General features: G+C 66.1%; 13 protein-coding genes. 1 reads left to right on the top strand and 12 read right to left on the bottom strand.

From position 1 onward, the window contains the following. The 7 genes from DIE23_RS29320 to DIE23_RS29290 form a co-directional block, all read right to left on the bottom strand. A partial coding sequence (locus DIE23_RS29320) for an Ig-like domain-containing protein (RefSeq protein ID WP_260436201.1) occupies window positions 1-2,978 on the bottom strand: 2,978 nt, incomplete at its 3' end. 626 nt (window positions 2,979-3,604) lie between these two features. After that, complete coding sequence (locus tag DIE23_RS29315) at window positions 3,605-5,029, bottom strand: HlyD family type I secretion periplasmic adaptor subunit (protein ID WP_124615297.1); 1,425 nt, start codon at window positions 5,027-5,029, stop codon at window positions 3,605-3,607. Next, complete coding sequence (locus tag DIE23_RS29310; protein ID WP_124615296.1) at window positions 5,013-7,220, bottom strand: type I secretion system permease/ATPase; 2,208 nt, start codon at window positions 7,218-7,220, stop codon at window positions 5,013-5,015. The genes DIE23_RS29315 and DIE23_RS29310 overlap by 17 nt, the downstream gene beginning before the upstream one ends. A gap of 549 nt (window positions 7,221-7,769) precedes the next feature. Next, window positions 7,770-9,017, bottom strand: a complete 1,248-nt coding sequence (locus DIE23_RS29305; RefSeq protein WP_124615295.1) for a citrate/2-methylcitrate synthase — start codon at window positions 9,015-9,017, stop codon at window positions 7,770-7,772. Between the two features lie 60 nt (window positions 9,018-9,077). Next, window positions 9,078-9,470 carry a VOC family protein gene (locus tag DIE23_RS29300; RefSeq protein WP_124615294.1) on the bottom strand — a complete coding sequence of 131 codons (393 nt, stop codon included), beginning with the start codon at window positions 9,468-9,470 and terminating at the stop codon, window positions 9,078-9,080. A gap of 33 nt (window positions 9,471-9,503) precedes the next feature. Then, window positions 9,504-10,790, bottom strand: a complete 1,287-nt coding sequence (locus tag DIE23_RS29295; protein WP_124615309.1) for an MFS transporter — start codon at window positions 10,788-10,790, stop codon at window positions 9,504-9,506. Window positions 10,791-10,886: 96 nt separating this feature from the next. Next, window positions 10,887-11,645 carry an SDR family oxidoreductase gene (locus DIE23_RS29290; RefSeq protein ID WP_124615308.1) on the bottom strand — a complete coding sequence of 253 codons (759 nt, stop codon included), beginning with the start codon at window positions 11,643-11,645 and terminating at the stop codon, window positions 10,887-10,889. Between the two features lie 314 nt (window positions 11,646-11,959). Between DIE23_RS29290 and DIE23_RS29285 the strand changes: the two genes are divergently transcribed. After that, the gene (locus DIE23_RS29285) at window positions 11,960-12,922 is read left to right on the top strand and encodes a D-glycerate dehydrogenase (RefSeq protein WP_124615293.1); all 963 of its coding nucleotides are present in this window, start codon (window positions 11,960-11,962) and stop codon (window positions 12,920-12,922) included. A 71-nt stretch (window positions 12,923-12,993) separates the two neighbouring features. Here the strand turns inward: DIE23_RS29285 and DIE23_RS29280 are convergent, their stop codons facing one another. From DIE23_RS29280 to DIE23_RS29260, 5 genes are all read right to left on the bottom strand, one after another. Beyond that, window positions 12,994-13,383, bottom strand: a complete 390-nt coding sequence (locus DIE23_RS29280; RefSeq protein ID WP_059516993.1) for a carboxymuconolactone decarboxylase family protein — start codon at window positions 13,381-13,383, stop codon at window positions 12,994-12,996. Window positions 13,384-13,398: 15 nt separating this feature from the next. Then, window positions 13,399-14,811, bottom strand: coding sequence for a cytosine permease (locus DIE23_RS29275; protein ID WP_124615292.1), 1,413 nt, complete (start codon window positions 14,809-14,811; stop codon window positions 13,399-13,401). Between the two features lie 120 nt (window positions 14,812-14,931). Next, window positions 14,932-16,401, bottom strand: coding sequence for an aldehyde dehydrogenase (locus DIE23_RS29270; RefSeq protein WP_124615291.1), 1,470 nt, complete (start codon window positions 16,399-16,401; stop codon window positions 14,932-14,934). Window positions 16,402-16,413: 12 nt separating this feature from the next. Beyond that, window positions 16,414-17,451 (bottom strand): LLM class flavin-dependent oxidoreductase, encoded by a 1,038-nt coding sequence (locus tag DIE23_RS29265; protein ID WP_124615290.1) that lies wholly within the window; start codon window positions 17,449-17,451, stop codon window positions 16,414-16,416. Window positions 17,452-17,462: 11 nt separating this feature from the next. Next, on the bottom strand, window positions 17,463-18,398 hold the full coding sequence (locus DIE23_RS29260) for a flavin reductase (RefSeq protein WP_124615289.1): 936 nt from the start codon (window positions 18,396-18,398) through the stop codon (window positions 17,463-17,465). Window position 18,399 lies beyond the last annotated feature (1 nt).

Raw genomic sequence — 18,399 nt, 5'->3', positions numbered from 1 at the left:
CTGCCGGAGTCGGTCGTGAGTGCAACGCTGGGTGCAGCGGCCGACGTATCGAGCGTGAAGCTGAACGAAGTCGGATCTGAGGTGTTGCCCGCGATGTCGGTTTGCCGAACCTGGACATCGTTCACGCCCTCGACGGCGCTGAAGCTGGTGTTCCAGGTATGACCGCCATCGATCGAGTATTCGACGGTCGCGCCGGTTTCGACACCGGTGAGGTTCAAGGTGCCGACATTGGTGATGTGGTCGGTGGGGCTGCTGCCGGAGTCGGTCGTGAGTGCAACGCTGGGTGCAGCGGCCGACGTATCGAGCGTGAAGCTGAACGAAGTCGGATCCGACGTGTTGCCCGCGATGTCGGTTTGGCGAACCTGGACGTCGTTCACGCCCTCGACGGCGCTGAAGCTGATGTTCCAGGTATGGCCGCCGTCGATCGAGTATTCGACCGTGGCGCCGGTTTCGACACCAGTGAGGTTCAAGGTGCCGACATTGGTAATGTGGTCGGTGGCGCTGCTGCCGGAGTCGGTGGTGAGCGCAACACCGGGCGCAGCGGCCGCCGTATCGAGCGTGAAGCTGAACGAAGTCGGATCCGAGGTGTTGCCCGCGACATCGGTTTGCCGGACCTGCACGTCGTTCACGCCCTCGACGGCGTTGAAACTGGTGTTCCAGGTATGACCGCCATCGATCGAGTATTCGACGGTCGCGCCGGTTTCGACACCGGTGACGTTGAGCGTGCCGACGTTGGTGACGTGGTCGGTGGCGCTGCTACCGGAGTCGGTGGTGAGCGCAACACCGGGCGCAGCGGCCGACGTATCGAGCGTGAAGCTGAACGAAGTCGGATCTGAGGTGTTGCCCGCGATGTCGGTTTGCCGAACCTGGACGTCGTTCACGCCCTCGACGGCGCTGAAGCTGGTATTCCAGGTATGGCCGCCATCAATCGAGTATTCGACGGTGGCGCCGGTCTCAACTCCTGACACGTTAAGTGTGCCGATGTTAGTGATGTGATCAGTGGCGCTGTTGCCGGAATCGGTCGTCAACGCAACGCTGGGCGCAGCGGCCGAGGTATCGAGCGTGAAGCTGAACGAAGTCGGATTCGATGTATTGCCTGCGATATCGGTTTGCCGGACCTGGACGTCGTTCACGCCTTCAACGGCGCTGAAACTGGTGTTCCACGTATGGCCGCCGTCGGTCGAGTATTCGACAACTGCGCTGGTTTCGACACCGGTGAGGTTCAACGTGCCGACATTGGTGATGTGGTCGGTGGGGCTGCTGCCGGAGTCGGTCGTCAACGCAACGCTGGGCGCAGCGGCCGCCGTATCGAGCGTGAAGCTGAACGAAGTCGGATCCGACGTGTTGCCCGCGACATCGACCTGGCGAACCTGCACGTTGTTCAACCCTTCGATGGCGCTGAAGCTCGTACTCCAATGCGAACCGCCATCGATGCTGTACATCACGGTGGCGCCTGTCTCGACACCGGTCACATTGAGCGTGCCGACGTTGGTGATGTGGTCGGTGGCGCTGCTACCGGAGTCGGTGGTGAGCGCAACACCGGGCGCAGCCGCCGCCGTATCGAGGGTGAAGCTGAACGACGTGGTCGACGAGGTGTTGCCCGCGACGTCGGTCTGCCGAACCTGCACGTCGTTCAACCCTTCGACGGCGCTGAAGCTGGTGCTCCAATGCGAGCCGCCATCGATGCTGTACTGCACGGTGGCGCCGGCTTCAACACCGGTGAGGTTCAAGGTGCCGACGTTGGTGATGTGGTCGGTGGCGCTGCTGCCGGAGTCGGTGGTGAGCGCGACACTGGGCGCGGCCGCCGAGGTATCGAGCGTGAAGCTGAACGAAGTCGGATCCGATGTGTTGCCTGCGATGTCGGTTTGCCGGACCTGCACGTTGTTCAGCCCTTCGACGGCGCTGAAGCTCGTACTCCAGTGTGAACCGTTGTCGATGCTGTACTGCACGGTGGCGCCGGTTTCGATGCCGGTGACGTTGAGCGTGCCGACGTTGGTGATGTGGTCGGTGGTGCTGCTACCGGAGTCGGTCGTCAGCGCGACGCTGGGCGCAGCCGCCGACGTATCGAGTGTGAAACTGAATGACGTGGCCGACGAGGTGTTGCCCGCGACGTCGATCTGCCGGACCTGCACGTTATTCAGCCCTTCGACGGCGCTGAAGCTCGTACTCCAATGCGAACCGCCGTCGACGCTGTACTGCACGGTGGCGCCGGTTTCGATGCCGGTGACGTTGAGCGTGCCGACGTTGGTGACGTGGTCGGTGGCGCTGCTGCCGGAGTCGGTCGTCAGCGCAACGCTGGGTGCGGCGGCCGACGTATCGAGCGTGAAACTGAATGACGTGGCCGACGAGGTGTTGCCCGCGACGTCGATCTGGCGAACCTGGACGTTGTTCAGCCCTTCGACGGCGCTGAATGTGGTGTTCCAGTGTGCGCCGTTGTCAATGCTGTACTGCACGCTGGCACCGGTTTCGACACCGGTCACATTGAGCGTGCCGACGTTGGTGACGTGGTCGGTGGCGCTGCTGCCGGAGTCGGTCGTCAACGCAACACCGGGCGCAGCGGCCGACGTATCGAGCGTGAAACTGAACGACGTGGCCGACGAGGTGTTACCCGCGACATCGACCTGCCGGACCTGGACGTTGTTCAACCCTTCAACCGCGCTGAAGCTCGTACCCCAATGCGAACCCCCGTCGACGCTGTACTGCACGGTAGCACCCGTTTCGACGCCAGTGACATTGAGCGTCCCGACATTGGTGATGTGATCGCCAGCACTGCTGCCCGAATCGACCGCCAGCGCCACCCCAGGTGCTGTCCCGGCCGTCGTATCCAGCGTGAACGAGTACGAACATACGCACGACGCGTTGCCGGTCACATCGATCTGCCGCACCAGCACGGTATTCGTTCCTTCGACCGCGCTGAAGCTCGTGTTCCAGTGTGCGCCGTTGTCGGTGCTGTACTGAACGGTCGCGCCATGCGCCACCCCGCCGACCGACAGCGTACCGTCCGATGTGATGCTGTCGGTGGCCGAGATCCCGCTGTCATGTGCCAGCGCGACGACAGGGGCGGGCGGCGCAATATCGACATAGGCCGTTGCCCAACTCAGCGTACCGTTGCCCAGCCGGATCGCGTACGTGAAGCTGTCCTGCGCGTAGCCGAGCGTATTGAAGCTGTTCGACAGCCACGATGCATCGAGGTGGCTCGCGTCATACCCGACCTTGCCGTCCGACGTGATCCAGATATGCGCGCCGTGCGCGCTGAAATCCGCGCTTACCGATTCCGCCTGGCCCGTATCCTGTGTCAGCAACGCGGTTTGTTCGAGCGCGACGGTGGTTTCGGTGCCGGAGTCGAGCGAGTAGAGCGTCTTGGCCGCCCCGCCGAGATCGTTCGCCATCACGTTCAGGTAAACGGTGGTGAGCGTATTGTCCGTGAGCCCCGTCTGAGCCGACGTAAACACGTCGTTCGTTGCCTGCGGCGTATTGCTGATGGAAACCGAGGTTCCGCTTGAAGTCGTCGCCATGTCGTGCTCCCCGTCCTGTCATGTTTTGATGCGGGTGCTGCGCCGCCCGATGCGGCGCATGCCCGATGAACTGCAAATCGGTTCTCGTGTCAGCGCTCGCGCAATGCCATTTCCTTGGTCTTGATGACGGGCTTGAGCAGGTAATGCAGCACGGTCCGGCGTCCGGTGCGGATGTCGACGGTCGCGATCATGCCCGGCACGATCGCGACCGGCTGGCTCCGGCCGCTCGGCTTGCTTTGCCGGGTACGCACCAGTACGCGGTAATAGCTGTCCGGTTTCTCGCCGGGACGGTCCGGCACGATCGTGTCGGCGCTGATGTCCTCGACGACGGCGGGAAAGCCGCCATAGATCGAGAAGTCGTACGCGGACAGCTTGACCGTCGCGTCCTGCCCCGGATGCAGGAATGCGATGTCCGACGGTCGCACGCGTGCCTCGATCAAAAGCGTGTCGTCGAGCGGCACGATCTCCAGCAGGTCCATCCCCGGCTGGATCACGCCGCCCACGGTGTTGATCTTGATCTGCTTGACCATCCCCTTCAGCGGTGCGCGCACCAGCGTGCGCGTGACGCGGTCCTCGAGCGCGACGTTGGCCGCACTCAGCGCCGACTGATCCGCGCGTGCGAGGTTCAGTTCCTTCATCGCGTCGGCGCGAAAATGCGCGGTCGTTTCGTCGATTTTCTGGCGTGCCTCGCGATAGGCGGCTTCCAGCCGCGGCATCGCGAGCCGCGTCGCATCGAGGTCGCCCTTCATGTCGGTTGCCTGCCGTTCGAGCCGCAGCACCTCGACGTCGGATACCGCGCCTTTTTCCACGAGCGGGCTCGTCAACGCCAGTTCCTTCGCGACGAGCCCGTAGCTGTGCTGTAGCTGTGCCTCGCGCGAGCGCTTTTCCGCGAGTTCCTGACGGTGCTGGTCGGCCTGTTGCCTGAGCACGTCGAGATTGGCCTGCAATTCGCGCTGACGGGACTCGAACAGCGAGCGTTCCTCGTTCAGCAGGCCCGGGTTCGTCCGTGCCAGGCGATCGGGCACGACGAATGCGGTGCCGTTCGCTTCGGCGCTGAGGCGCGCGATGCGGGCAAGGAGTGCGGCATCCTTCGCCTGTCCTTCCTTGTACGACGACGTGAACCGCGTATCGTCGATGCGCATCAACGGCTGGCCTTTCTGCACGACCTGGCCGACGCGCACCATGATCTCGGAGACGATCCCGCCCTCGAGGTTCTGCACCACCTGCACACGGCTGGACGGGATCACCTTGCCTTCCCCGACGGTGACTTCGTCGACTTCGGCGAACGCGGCCCACACGAGGGCGACGACGAAGAACGCGAGCGTCGCCCAGAGGATCCAGTGAGTGAAGTAGCGCGGCCCCTCCAGCGCGGCCGCGCAGCGTTCGCGCATGAACGCGGTATCGTCGGCGCGTGGCTTCAGCGCGGCGCCGATTCGCCCGCGCAGCGCCTTGAGCGCGGCGACGCGTGCCGTCGTCGGCGCGCCGGCGCCGTCGGGTTCAGCCAGCAGCGACATGGAGCTTCCTCCCTGCAAGGGCCGCGAGGACCTGGTCCTTCGGGCCGTCGGCGACGACGCGGCCCTGATCCATCACGATCAGACGGTCGACGAGCGAGAGCAGCGACGGACGGTGCGTGACGAGCAGCAGCGTGCGGCCGGCCAGCTGGACCGACAGACGTGCCTTGAACAGCTCTTCGGAGCGGTTGTCCATTGCGCTGCTGGGCTCGTCGAGCAACAACACCGGCGGCGACAGCAGCATCGCGCGGGCGATCGCGACGGCCTGGCGCTGCCCGCCGGACAGCGCTTCGCCGCGTTCGCCCACCGCGAGGTCGAAGCCGTTCGGCAAACGGTTCACGAAATCCGCGACGCCGGCCACATGTGCGGCACGCAGCACGGCGTCGTCGTCCGTGCCCGGCGCGCCCAGCACGATGTTGTCGCGTACGGTGCCGTTGAACAGCATCACGTCCTGCGGCACGTGACCGATCCCGCGCCGCAGTGCGGCAGGGTCGTACTGACGCAGCTCGACGCCGTCGATCAGGACATTGCCGGAAGCGGGCGGGTAGAGGCCGAGGACGAGTTTTTCGATCGTGGTCTTGCCCGAGCCGACGCGCCCGATGATGCCGACGCGCTCGCCCGCGGCGATCCGGAACGACACGCCGTCGAGCGAAACGCCGCTCTGGCCCGGGTACGCGAAGCTGACGTTGCGGAATTCGATCTCGCCGCGCAGTGCCGGCCGATGGACGAAGCGCTGCTCGGCCGGACGCTCGCCGGGCAGGCTCATCACGCCGTCGATCGACGCCAGCGCGCTGCGCGACTGGTGGTAGCGGGTCAGCAGCGACGCCACCTGGCCCATCGGCGCGAGCGCGCGGCCGGTAAAGATCGTGCAGGCGATCAGTCCGCCGGTCGTGAGCCGGTCGTCGCCGATCATGTACACGCCGCACAGGACCACCGCGAGATAGGCCGCCTGCTGCGCGAACATCGCGAAATTGACCGCGCAGCCCGACAGCAGGCGCGACTTGAGCCCGAGCCGCGCGATCTCGCCAAGCAACTGCTCCCAGCGCGCCTGCATCGGTCCTTCCGCGCCGTTGACCTTGATCGTCTCGAGCCCGACCAGCGTTTCGATCAGCAGGGCCTGGCGCTGGCTCGCGTGGCGCTGACTGGCCTGCACGGCACGCGCGAGCGGACCCTGCACGGCGATGCCCGCGCCGATCACGAGCGGCAACGCCAGCAGCGGCAGCCAGCCGAGCCCGCCGCCGACCCAGAACATCGCCGCGACGAACACGATCGAAAACGGCAGGTCGATCAGCGCTGCCGCCGTCGCCGACGTGAGGAACTCGCGCACCGCTTCGAATTCCTGGATCTGCGATGCGAACCCGCCGACGGACGGCGGCCGCGCCGCCATCCGGATGCCGAGCACCTTCTCGTACAGGTTCGCCGACAGGATCACGTCGATCTTCTTGCCGGCCACGTCGATGAAATAGCCGCGCAACGTGCGCATCACCACGTCGAACACGATCACCAGCGCGATGCCGGCCGCCAGCGCCCACAGCGTCTCGAGCGCCCGGTTCGGCACGACACGGTCGTAGACGTTCATCGTAAACAGCGGCATCGCCAGCGCGAACAGGTTGACCAGCGTCGACGCGAGCATCACTTCGGCATAGATCGGCCACGATTGCGCGACCACGCCCCAGAACCAGTGGCGCGGGCGCGGCACGACGCTTTCCGCGTCGCGCGCATCGAACCGGTGGGCCGGGCGCGCGAACAACACGTGGCCGGCATGGCGTTGCGCGAGTTCGGCCGCGTCGACGGCTTCCTCGCCGATGCCCGTTTCAGGGAGGATCACCTGCATGGTGCCGCACGCGTTGCGGCGAACCAGCACGCAGGCTTGCCCGTCGTCGAGCAGCAGCACCGCGGGCAGGACCGCATCCGGGATGTCGCGCAGCGCGCGCCGGGCCAGTTTGGCCGAGAGGCCGGCGCGCGCCGCGGCGCGCACGAACAGTGCCGGCGTCAGGCGCCGGCCGGCGAGCGGCAGGCCGGCCACGAGCGTGTCGACGCCCACCGGCCGGTCGAACAGCCGTGTCAGCACGAGCAGGCAGCCGAGCAGCGGATCGTCTTCGATACCCGATCCGTGCGGCAGATTCCAGCCGTGACTGGCGCACGGCTCCCCGGCCGCGGCAGCGGCAGCGGCTTGCGTGGCGGCGGCCTGCATTACAGCGCGCAGCCAGCCTGATGACGGTCCGACCGCCGCGGCAACACGCCGCGCGCGCGCATTCCGGCCGTCAAGCGCTCCGTCTTGCTCATCGCTCACCCCGATTTTGTTTATGTGCTGTTTGTCGCTTGGTGCGACTGCTTGTGTTTGCGTCGGAGCAACAGCAAGGAGCGGGCCAGATGGGGCGACTGGCACGTGTGACGGGGGGAAGGAGGCGTGCCGCGGGCGACAGCGGGGCCCGAATACCGATTTGGTTTCAGGTCTGATACATGTCGCCTGCGCGAACGCTGCGCGTTTTCGTACCGACGCGCCGGCAACGGCGCACTGGAGAAGGTCGTATGCGACGGCACACGCGAAAAACGCGGCCGGCGCGGTGCCGGATCCGCAATCGCAAATGTTTCAGTCGTGAAACGTTCGGGTTTTAGGGGCGTATCGTCCATGAATGCCATCGGTCGACGCGTTGGGTCGCGACGCCGAGTGCAATACTTTGCTCGGAACAATGACGGTCGAAAGACCTCGTCGATGCTTGGCAGTCGATCGTAGCCGCAGTCACTCCACAACCTTGAACACCCGATTCTTCTCGATCACGCCCGCCTTCGGCAGCTTGCCGTCGTCGTCGGCCTCGGTGCGCAGATGCCGTTCGTCGAGCGCCGGCCCCGTATAGCGGCTGCGCGGCCGGATCACCTTGCCCACGCGCAGCTGTTCGATGCAGTGGGCCAGCAGCCCGACGCTGCGCGCGATCGAGAACAGCCCGAAAGCCGCGTCGCGCGGCAACCGAAGCTGCACCGACAGCATCGCGAGCGCGACGTCGATGGTCGGCCGCTGGCCGGTCAGTGTCGTGACCTTGTCGATGAAGCGTGCCAGTTCCGCCGGCGGATCGAGCCGCGCGAGCAACGCGGCCGCGCGCGGGTCGCCGTCGGGGTAGAGGTGATGACCGAAGCCGGGAATCGGGATCGCGGACTTCAGGTGATGATCGACCACGTGCTCGGCGCCGAGCCGTTCCACGTCGTCGAACACCGCGCGCACGCGCCCGGACGCGTCGCCGTGCAGCGGACCCGACAGCGTCGCGAGTCCGGTCAGCAGGCAGCCCGCGAGCGACGCGCCGGTCGATGCGGTGATGCGCGCGGCGAACGCCGAACTCGTGATCTCGTGATCGGCGACCAGCACCATCGCGCGGCGCAGCAAGTCCGCGCCATGGTGGTCGAGGCCCCAGCCGGCTGCGAGCCGCTGATGGATCCAGCGCGGGCCCGCATCGGCGTCGTCATGCGCGCCGAACGCGCGCGCGACGATCGCGACGAGTTGCCCGGCCTCGGCGTGCAGCGCGCTGTCGAGCCGGCCGAGCGTCGAGTGCCCGTGCGCCGCCAACGTGGCCAGCATCGTGAACGCGCACTGGCGATCGCGCTCGCCGGCCGGCAATGCGACCGTGGGCGCGTCGAACGACACGGGCATGGTGGCCTGCCAGAGCAGCGCGGCCGTTTCCTCGAGCGTGGCGGTGTCCGACAGCTGAAGGCTGTCGCGGCCGCGATACCACGCACGGTCCTTGGAGAAGGTGGTGATACCGCTGTAGATACAAGGCTCGGCCCCGAAGATCGTGCTTGCCGCCAGCGCCGCACGCTTGCGGCCGACCTGTTTCTTGCGGCACAGCGCGATCACGTCCTCGGCGCGATACAGGCTCTTGCGCGGATCGTCGGGATCCTGCATCACGGCGATGCTGCCGCGGCTCGCATACGCGTAGACGGTCTGCGCCCGCACGCCGAGCCGCCGCGCGGCTTCGGTCAGGGTGATCCAGTTGTGCATGGGGAGTCGTGATGAGGGCGCGGCCGGTGTCCGGCCGCTTGCGCCGACTATAGACCGGGTTCAACTGAATGTCATCTCGGCCGGGCGCCGCTCGAGCACCTCGACGAGGATCTCGCCCGGCGCGCGCACGAAACAGCCACGCACGCCGGCACGGATTCGCGTCACGGGCTGGACGATCTCGGCGCCGTGCTTGACCAGATGTGCGTACGCGGCATCGAGATCGTCGACCAGCACGCCGAAGTGATCGATCCCTTGCATGCGCGCGCCGTCGGGCACGGCGGCCGATCGCGCGTCGGGCAGGGCCGTGATGAACAGGTTGATGGCGCCGATCCGCAGGTCGACGCGGCCGGGGCGCCGCACGATCTCGGCTCTCAGGCAGCGCGCGAACCACGCGGCGGTGGCCTCGGCGTCAGCCGAGCAGAGTTGCAGGTGATCCCATTTGAATTCGATCATGGTCGGAGTGGCAGGGGTGAGGTTCGATCGGGGTCAGAGCTCGATGCGCGACAGCTTGCCGAGCAGCACGGAGTACGACAGCGTGCCGACGAGGCAGATCGCACCCATCAGGTTCAGCGCCCAGAAGAAGTTGCCGGTGTGCTGGGTCACGTAGCCGATCATCAGCGGCGTGGTGACGGCCGCGATATTGGCCGCGAGGCTCGTGATGCTGCTGGTGAGCCCGACATAGCGTTTCGGCGCGATCTCGGACACGGCGGCCCAGGACATCGAGCCGATCCCCTGCGCGAAGAACGCGACGGTCAGGATCGCGATCACCAGCGCGTTCGAATGCACGAAGTTGACGAGCACGATCGACGCGCCGAGGAAGGTGCCGATCACGAGCGGCGCCTTGCGGGACGACGACATCGACACGCCGCGCCGGATGCAGAGATCGGACAGGTAGCCGGCGATCAGGATCCCGAGCGTCGCACCGATGAACGGCATCGCCTGGAAGAAGCCGACCTTGATCATCGACATGTGCCGTTCCTCGACGAGGTAGGTCATGAACCAGGTCGTGAAGAACACCAGCAGCGTGTTGTTGCAGAACTTGCCGAGACAGATCGCGAGGATCTGCCGGTAGCCGAGCAGGCGCAGCGCCATGCGCCAGTCGAAACGATCGCGCGCGGTCACGACCGGACGCCCCTCGGTGATGTACTGCAACTCGGCCGCGTTGACGCTGCGATGCCGCGACGGATCGCGATAGAGCCGGTACCAGACGACGCTGAACAGGATGCCGAAGCCGCCGGTCGCGAAGAACACGGCGCGCCAGCCGTACGCCGACGAGATCCACAGCAGCAGCCCGGTGAACAGCGGCGTACCGATGTACTGGCCCATCACGTAGACGCTGGTCGCGAAGCCGCGCTCCTGCACCGGGAACCACATCGTCACCGCGCGGGCGTTCGACGGAAAGGCCGGCGCCTCCAGCGCGCCCATCGCGAGACGCGAGCCGAGCAGCATGTGGTAGCCGTGCGCGAGCCCCTGCGTCAGCGTCGCAAGCGACCAGCCGACCAGCGACAGCGCATAGGCGACGCGCGAGCCGAGCATGTCGGCGAGCGCGCCCGCCGGCAGCAGCGCGATCGAGTACGCCAGGCCGAACACGGCGAACAGTTCGCCCATCTGGACGCGGGTGAGGGCGAGGTCCTTCGACAGGGCCGGTGCGACGATGCCGAGCGCCGAGCGATCGACGTAGTTGAGGATGGTTGCCACCAGCAGCATCGACAGCACGCCGTAGCGCACTCGCGATCTTCTGGCGACGCCCGCGTGCGAGTCGAACTCGCTCATGACCGAAACCTGTTCTTCTGCGGTTTTCAATGTCGTCTCCTGTCTCCTGATGGGTGGGCCGGCGCGTGGTTGTCGTGTGCGCCGGCGATCGTCCGGTCAGCCGCGCCCGACGAAGGGCATCGCGGTTGCCATGATCGTCATGTTCAGAATGTTGGCGTCGAGCGGCAGGCTCGCCATCTGCACGATGGCGTCCGCGACGTGCGCGACGTCGACGCGCGGCTCGGGCGCGACGCGGCCGTCGGCCTGCGGCACGCCGCCGTTCATGCGCTCGGTCAGCGACGTGGCGGCGTTGCCGATGTCGATCTGGCCGCACGCGATGTTGAACGGCCGGCCGTCGAGCGCCAGCGAGCGCGTGATGCCGAGGACGGCATGCTTGGTGGCCGTGTACGCGATCGTGTTCGGGCGCGGCGTGTGCGCCGAGATCGAACCGTTGTTGATGATGCGGCCGCCTTGCGGCGTCTGGCGCTTCATCTGGCGCCACGCGGCGCGTGCGCACAGGAAGACACCCGTCAGGTTGGTCGCGACCACGTCGTTCCAGAATTCGAGCGAGTAGTCGTCGAGCGGCACGGCGCCCGCGTTGCGGCCGGCGTTGTTGAACAGCACGTCGAGGTGACCGAACTCGCGCGCGATCCGTGCGAAGCTCGCGTCCACCGATGCCTCGTCGGCGACGTCGGTCGGGATCGCGGCGGCCACCCCGCCGGCCTGCTCGATGATCTCCCGCGTCGCGAGCAGCGGCTCGATGCGCCTGCCGAGCAACGCCACGCTGAAGCCGGCCCGCGCCAGCGCGACGGCCGCCGCCTGGCCGATTCCGGTGCCGGCGCCCGTCACTGCCGCGATTTTTTTCCGTGCCTGCATTTTCACGATCTCTTCTTCAGTCCGTTGAACATGCAAAAAGCATTGCGCGGTGGCGATTCCCCAGCAATCTTGATTCTTTCAATCAATATCAACCGCCCCGTCGCGACGGGGCGGCGTCAGGGTTTTCCTGAGTTCGCGGGCACGTCGTTCACGCGGTCTTCACGGCGAGTGGCGCATCGGGCGACGCAACCGAAGCGGCCCGGGAAGCCAGCGGCGCGATGCCGCGCCGACACGTTGATTGAATCAATCAATATTGACCCGCGCAGAACGTGCTTCGTAGGCTGTGCTCCGTTTTCCGACCCAAGGACGAGACCATGCCTGACAACAATCGCCCCCGCCTGCTGGTAGCGCGACGGGTTCCCGCGGCCGTGGCCGCACGTGCCGAAGCCGAATTCCATGCGTACGTGACGGACGCCGACATGGATGCACCGTCCGTCGTCGAGTTCTGCAACCGCTACGCGACGCCGGCGGTGCTGATCGGCAAGAAATCGGGGCTGCAGGCCGAGCACATCGCGGCATTGCCGCCGAGCGTGAAGATCATCGCGAACGCGAGCGCCGGCTACGACCACATGGATGTGACCGCCGCGCGCGCACGCGGGATCGTGGTCAGCAATGCACCCGACGCGCTGACCGATTGCACGGCCGATTTCACGATGCTGCTCGTTCTGGCCGCGTGCCGGCGTGCATCGGAATACGAGCGCATCGTGCGCGCGGGGTGGGGCAAGTCGTTCGGCATGACCGACATGCTCGGCACGCGCGTGAACGGCAAGACGCTCGGGATCGTCGGTTTCGGCCGGATCGGCCGCGCGGTCGCGCAGCGCGCACGCGGGTTCGGGATGAAGATCGTCTATACCGATCGGCGGCCGGCACCGCCGGAGATCGAGGCCGGCGCGCGCTATTGCGCGGATCTCGACACGCTGCTGCCGCAGTGCGACATCCTCACGCTGCACGTGCCGGGCGGCGGCACGCCGTTGATGACGCGCCGCGAGTTCGGTTTGATGCGTGACGGTGCGGTGTTCGTCAACGCGGCGCGTGGAAGTCTCGTCGATGAGGACGCGCTCCACGAGGCATTGACGTCGCATCGGTTGTTCGGCGCGGGGCTCGATGTCTATCGCAACGAGCCCGACATCGATCCGCGTTTCGCCGCGCTCGACAATGTGTTTCTGTCACCGCACATGGCCAGCGCGACGATCGAGACGCGGGATCAGATGGGTTTTACCGCGCTCGATAACGTCGCGGCGGTGCTGGACGGGAGGGCGGCGCCGAACGCGCTGTGACGCGCGCAGCCGGGCAACTCATCCAAGCCGGTGCTGCCGATGACCGGAAGCACCGGCATGTCGCGGGTCGCCTACTTCAACGCCCCTTCGGCCACCAGCACCTCATGCGCGGCCTTGAACGCACTGAGCCCATGCGGGATACCCGAATAAGCGGTTGCATGCAGCAGCGTCGCCTTGATCTCGTCGACGCTCACGCCGTTGTTGAGCGCCCCCTTCACGTGCAGCTTGAGTTCGTTGGTATGGCCGCCGGCAGTCAGCATCGCGAGGTTGAGCAGGCTGCGCGTCTTGCGATCGAGCGTGTCGTCGCCCCATGCCCAGCCCCACGCCCAGGCAGTGGTGGCCCGCTGGAACGCCATCATGAAGGCGTCGGCCTTTTCCATCGACGCATCGACGTACTCGGGGCCGAGCACTTCCCGGCGGATCGGCAAGCCTTTCTGAAACAGCGCGTCGTCTTCATTCATGATTGATCTCCTTCGTTAATCCAAAACCCTGGCGCACGCCGGACACCGGCCGCGCGCACGCGAGGCGTCCTTCGACGCGAACAGGTAGCAAGCCATTGCTGTGGCGACGAGGCCCACCATCCACGACACGTCCGCGCCACCGAGAATCGACGCCCACGGTCCGTGGAAGAAGCTTTCCTCCATGAACGGCACCTGGACCGCGACGCCGAACACGTAGATCGCGATGGCCTTGACGTTGAACGACCCGTACACGCCGCCATTGCTGCTGATGATCTCCGCGACGCGGTAATGCCGGTTGTTGACCAGGTAGAAGTCGATCAGGTTGATCGCGATCCACGGCGCCAGCACGATCCGCAACGCGAAGATCGCGTCGAGGAAGATCGAGATGAAGTTGCTCGATGCCCACAGCGCGGTCGCGGTCGACGCCACCAGCAGCACCGTCGACACGACGACGCGCACGTTGCGGCCGGGCACCCAGTGCGGGCGGAACGTCTGCGCGGCGGTGATGAACGACAGCACCGCGCCATACAGGTTCATCCCGTTGTGGCCGATGATGTTGACCAGGAACAGGAGGATCAGCACGTAGCCGAATGCGCCGGTCTGCTCGCGGACCGCCTGCATCGCGTCCGTCGAATGCCCGGTACTGACGGCGAGCACGCCGAACAGGAACGCGAAGATCGTGCCCAGCGACGTGCCGAAATACGTATACGCAAAGGTCTTCGCGAATCCGGCGGACGTCGGCAGATAGCGCGAATAGTCGGACGTGTAGGGCGCGAAGCTGATCTGCCACACCGCGCACAGCCCGAACATCGCGAACCAGTTGGCGAGATCGAAATGACCCTGCTGGAAGATCCGGGCGTCGAGGCCCGGCACCATCAGCGCGATGCCGATCAGCAGCGCGCCGCCCATGAACCACGCGCCGACCTTGTTGAAGCGATGGATGAAGTGACAGCCGATCACGCCGACCAGCGTCGCGAGCACCGCGCCGATGACGGTCGCGACCGGCACGGGCACCGCGGGCGCCGCCGTGTGGAGCGTCTTGCCCGCGAGAATGATGTTCGACACGAAGAAGCCGAGGTAGATCAGCGTGGTGAATCCGACCACCAGCAGCGACCCGTACCGGCCGAACTGCGCGCGGCTCTGGATCATCTGCGGCACGCCGACGAGCGGCCCCTGCGCGGAGGTGAGCGCGTGGAAGATCGCGCCGAAGCATTGCCCGGCCGCGATCGCGAGAATCGCGCTGACCAGGTCGAGGTGGAACACCAGCACCGACGTGGCGCCCGAGATCACGGCCAGCGGCGCGACGTTCGTGCAGAACCACAGGGTGAAGAGGTCGGCCGGCTTGCCGTGCCGCGCCTCGGGGGGAACATATTCGATCGAGTTGCTTTCGATGGCGAGAACGCTGCCGTCGCTTTCCTGCTGTGTCATGCCGTCTCCATTTTTATTGCCGGGGCCATGCCGCGCCGCACGTGCTCGCTGGCGCGGCGCGGCATGGCACGACATGGCTTCTGCGGCTTTGATTCGATACTGCGGGCGAATGCGTTCCGCTCAACGCATCACGAACGGGTCGCTGATCGGATCGTCCGACGTGCGCAGCCACACGGATTTCGTCGTCGTATATTCGAGCGCGGCGCTCAGGCCGCCTTCACGGCCGTGCCCGGACAGGCCGAAGCCGCCGAACGGCACGAGCGGCGACACCGCCCGATAGGTGTTGATCCACACGATGCCCGAACGCACGCGCTTCGACACGCGGTGAGCACGCGTGAGGTTGGTCGTGAAGATGCCGGCGGCGAGACCGTAGGCCGTGCTGTTCGCTTTCTCGATCGCTTCCTGCTCGGATTCGAACGTGTCGACCGACAGCACCGGGCCGAACAGCTCCGTCGTGATGCTGTCGGCATGTTCGACGCCGGTGCAGTCGAGGATCGTCGGCGCGTAGTAGTACCCGTCGCGCTCCAGCTGCTTCCCGCCGGCGAGCACTTTCGCGCCCTGGCGCACCGAACTCGCGACGACCGCCTCGATGTTGCGAAGCTGGCGCTCGGTGCACAGCGGCCCGTACTCCGTTTCCCGCTCGTTGGGCGACCCCACGCGAATGCGCGACACGCGCTCGACCAGCAACGCAAGGAATTGCTCCTTGACGGAAGCCTCGATCAGCAGACGCGAACCCGCGACGCAACTCTGGCCGCTCGCCGCGAAGATCGCGGCGACCTGCGCATTGACCGCGCTCTGGATGTCGGTATCGGCGAACACGATGAACGGCGACTTGCCGCCGAGCTCAAGCGACACCTTCGCGAGATTGTTGGCCGTATTCCGCACGATGTGGCGCGCGGTCTCGGGGCCGCCGGTGAACGCGACCTTGTCCACGCCCGGATGGCCGCTCAGCACCGCGCCGCATTCCGGGCCGAAGCCGGTGATGACGTTGACGACGCCCGGCGGAAACCCGGCTTCGTGCACGAGGCGCGCGAACTCCAGCAACGGCCCCGGCGCTTCCTCGGACGCCTTGAGCACGACCGTGCAGCCGGCGGCGAGGGCCGGGCCGACCTTGACCGCGGACAGGAACAGCTGGCTGTTCCAGGGCACGATCGCGGCGACCACGCCGACGGGTTGACGCTCGAGCCACACCTGCATGTCGGGCTTGTCGACGGGGATGCTGCTGCCTTCGAGCTTGTCGGCGATGCCGGCGTAGTAGCGGTAATACTCGGCGACGTACGCGATCTGGCTCGACGTTTCCCGGATGATCTTGCCGGTGTCGTTCGTTTCGATTTCAGCGAGTCGCGGCGCGGCCCGTTCGACGAGATCGGCGAGCCTGTACAGCAGCTTGCCGCGCGCGGATGCGGACAATCCCGCCCAGGCAGGATCGGTCAATGCGCGGCCGGCCGCCGTGACCGCGCGGTTGACCTCGTCGGTGCGCGCTTCGGGCATCTGCGCCCATACGGCGCCGGTTGCCGGATTGATGCTGCCGAAAGTCGCGGCACCGGGCTCGAACTGCCCGTCGATATACAGCTGAAAATGCACGTTCATGGCATCGTCCCCTTACTGGAACGCAGGCATCACGTCCCGGATCATCCGCTCGAGCGAAGCCTTCTTGCGCTCGAAGCTCATGCCGGTATCGATCCAGAACGAGTACTCGTCGAAGCCGAGCGCTTCGTAAGCCTTCAGGCGCGCGATGACTTCGGCGGGCGTGCCGATCACGTTGTTCTTGCGCATGGCTTCCGGCGTGTAGAACGGGTGCGCGGCGATTTCCTCGCGGCTCAGCGGCTTGATCATCCCGCGGCTGATCGGACGCTCGTTCTTGAACCACGCGCCGAAGTAGTTATAGAAAACGTTGACTTCGTCGGCGGCCACTTGCGCGTCGTCCTCGCTGCTCGCCACATAGGTGTGACGCAGCAGCATGATCTTCGGGCGCGGCAGGTCGCTGAACTTCTCGCACGCGGCGTTGAAGTGGCCGACCAGCTTCTCGACTTCCTCGTCGCCGAGGTGCAGCGGCGTGACCTGCACGTTGCAGCCGTTGGCCACCGCGAACTCATGGCTGTTCGGATCGCGCGCGGCCACCCAGATCGGCGGATGCGGTTGCTGCAGCGGCAGCGGCGACGACGTCGTCGACGGGAATTTCCAGAACTCGCCGTCATGCGCGTAATCGCCTTCCCACAGCTTCTTCACGGCGGGAATGAGTTCGCGCATGCGCTGGCCCGCGCCCCATGCGTCGAGGCCCGGCATCAGGCGCTCGTATTCGAACGAGTATGCGCCGCGCGCGATGCCGAGTTCCAGGCGGCCGCCCGAGATGATGTCCGTCATCGCGGCTTCGCCGGCGAGCTTGATCGGGTGCCAGAACGGCGCGACGACCGTGCCCGTGCCCAGCCGCACACGCTTCGTCTTGTTGGCCAGATCGGCGAGGTTGATGAACGGGTTCGGCGCGATCGTGAAATCCATGCCGTGGTGCTCGCCGGTCCAGACGGCGTGCATGCCGCCGCGATCGGCGATCTGGCACAGCTCGACCATCTCGTCGTACAGCTGCTTTTGGCTGGTCTGGTCGGAGACGCGCTCCATGTGAACGAAAAGCGAAAAACGCATGATGTGACCTTTCAGGAAAGAAGCGGGCGGACGGTGCCGGTGCTGTGATCGCCGAAATAGAGGCCGTAGCTCTTCAACTGGCTCTCCCTGCGATAGCGCTCGAGCATGCTGGCGACGGCGCTGTCCTGGAACGCGCCGGTCTCGATGTCGTCGAGGCTTACGAATTCACCGGCGACCGCCACTTCGTCCGGTGCGCTGCAGAGGAACGAGATGTACTGGTAGTGCGTCTCGGTATTGTTGTAGACCGAATAGATGAAGCTTGCCGATGCGTCCGGCTGGTAGTGCCGGAAGAGTTCGGCGAGCGCCTTGTCGGCGCCTTCGTTGCCGATTTCCCTGGTGGGCAGCGCCCACTTGCCGTCGGCCGTCTTCACCATGAGCACCTTGTCGTCGCGCGTGATGATCGCGCTCACGATGACCTTCGGGCCGGCGATCACTTCGGCCGACAGCTTCGCCGGCGTGAAATAGCCGCCGCGGTAATAGCCGAGCCCCGCGTAGCCGGCGGAATGGAACGCCTCGACCTTGCCGACGATGAGCGCGTGATCGCCCGCATCGATCACCGCGTGCGTCGTGCAGTCGAACCACGCGCTGACGTCGTCGATCAGCGGGTTGCGATGCGCGCTCAGGTGCCAGCCGACCTGCGCGAAGCGATCGTCGCTCGGCCGCGCGAAGGTGTTCGACAGGTCCTTTTGCCCTTCCGCGAGGATGTTGATCGCGAAGTGGCCCGTGGTGGAGAACGTCTGGAAATTGCTCGACGTCTTCGCGATGCTGACGAGCAGCAGCGCGGGGTCCAGCGACACGGACGAGAACGAGTTCGCGGTGAAGCCGAGCGGCTGGCCGTCGTCGCGCGCGGTGGTGACGATCGTCACGCCGGTCATGAACGCGCCGAATGCATCGCGCAGCTCCCGGGTGTTGATCGTCGGGGCTTCCTGGCTGGTTGCTTGGCTCATG

This window comes from Burkholderia sp. Bp9143 (assembly GCF_003853645.1).
In the GTDB taxonomy this organism is placed as follows: Bacteria; Pseudomonadota; Gammaproteobacteria; order Burkholderiales; family Burkholderiaceae; genus Burkholderia.
Note: the sequence above shows the minus strand (reverse complement) of the source record. Positions and strands in the feature narration are given on the sequence as shown.

Coding starts and splice junctions, on each gene's coding strand:
- DIE23_RS29315 (WP_124615297.1), bottom strand. CDS start 5,029: ATGTCGCTGCTGGCTGAACCCGACGGCGCCGGCGCGCCGACGACGGCA.
- DIE23_RS29310 (WP_124615296.1), bottom strand. CDS start 7,220: ATGCAGGCCGCCGCCACGCAAGCCGCTGCCGCTGCCGCGGCCGGGGAG.
- DIE23_RS29305 (WP_124615295.1), bottom strand. CDS start 9,017: ATGCACAACTGGATCACCCTGACCGAAGCCGCGCGGCGGCTCGGCGTG.
- DIE23_RS29300 (WP_124615294.1), bottom strand. CDS start 9,470: ATGATCGAATTCAAATGGGATCACCTGCAACTCTGCTCGGCTGACGCC.
- DIE23_RS29295 (WP_124615309.1), bottom strand. CDS start 10,790: ATGAGCGAGTTCGACTCGCACGCGGGCGTCGCCAGAAGATCGCGAGTG.
- DIE23_RS29290 (WP_124615308.1), bottom strand. CDS start 11,645: ATGCAGGCACGGAAAAAAATCGCGGCAGTGACGGGCGCCGGCACCGGA.
- DIE23_RS29285 (WP_124615293.1), top strand. CDS start 11,960: ATGCCTGACAACAATCGCCCCCGCCTGCTGGTAGCGCGACGGGTTCCC.
- DIE23_RS29280 (WP_059516993.1), bottom strand. CDS start 13,383: ATGAATGAAGACGACGCGCTGTTTCAGAAAGGCTTGCCGATCCGCCGG.
- DIE23_RS29275 (WP_124615292.1), bottom strand. CDS start 14,811: ATGACACAGCAGGAAAGCGACGGCAGCGTTCTCGCCATCGAAAGCAAC.
- DIE23_RS29270 (WP_124615291.1), bottom strand. CDS start 16,401: ATGAACGTGCATTTTCAGCTGTATATCGACGGGCAGTTCGAGCCCGGT.
- DIE23_RS29265 (WP_124615290.1), bottom strand. CDS start 17,451: ATGCGTTTTTCGCTTTTCGTTCACATGGAGCGCGTCTCCGACCAGACC.
- DIE23_RS29260 (WP_124615289.1), bottom strand. CDS start 18,398: ATGAGCCAAGCAACCAGCCAGGAAGCCCCGACGATCAACACCCGGGAG.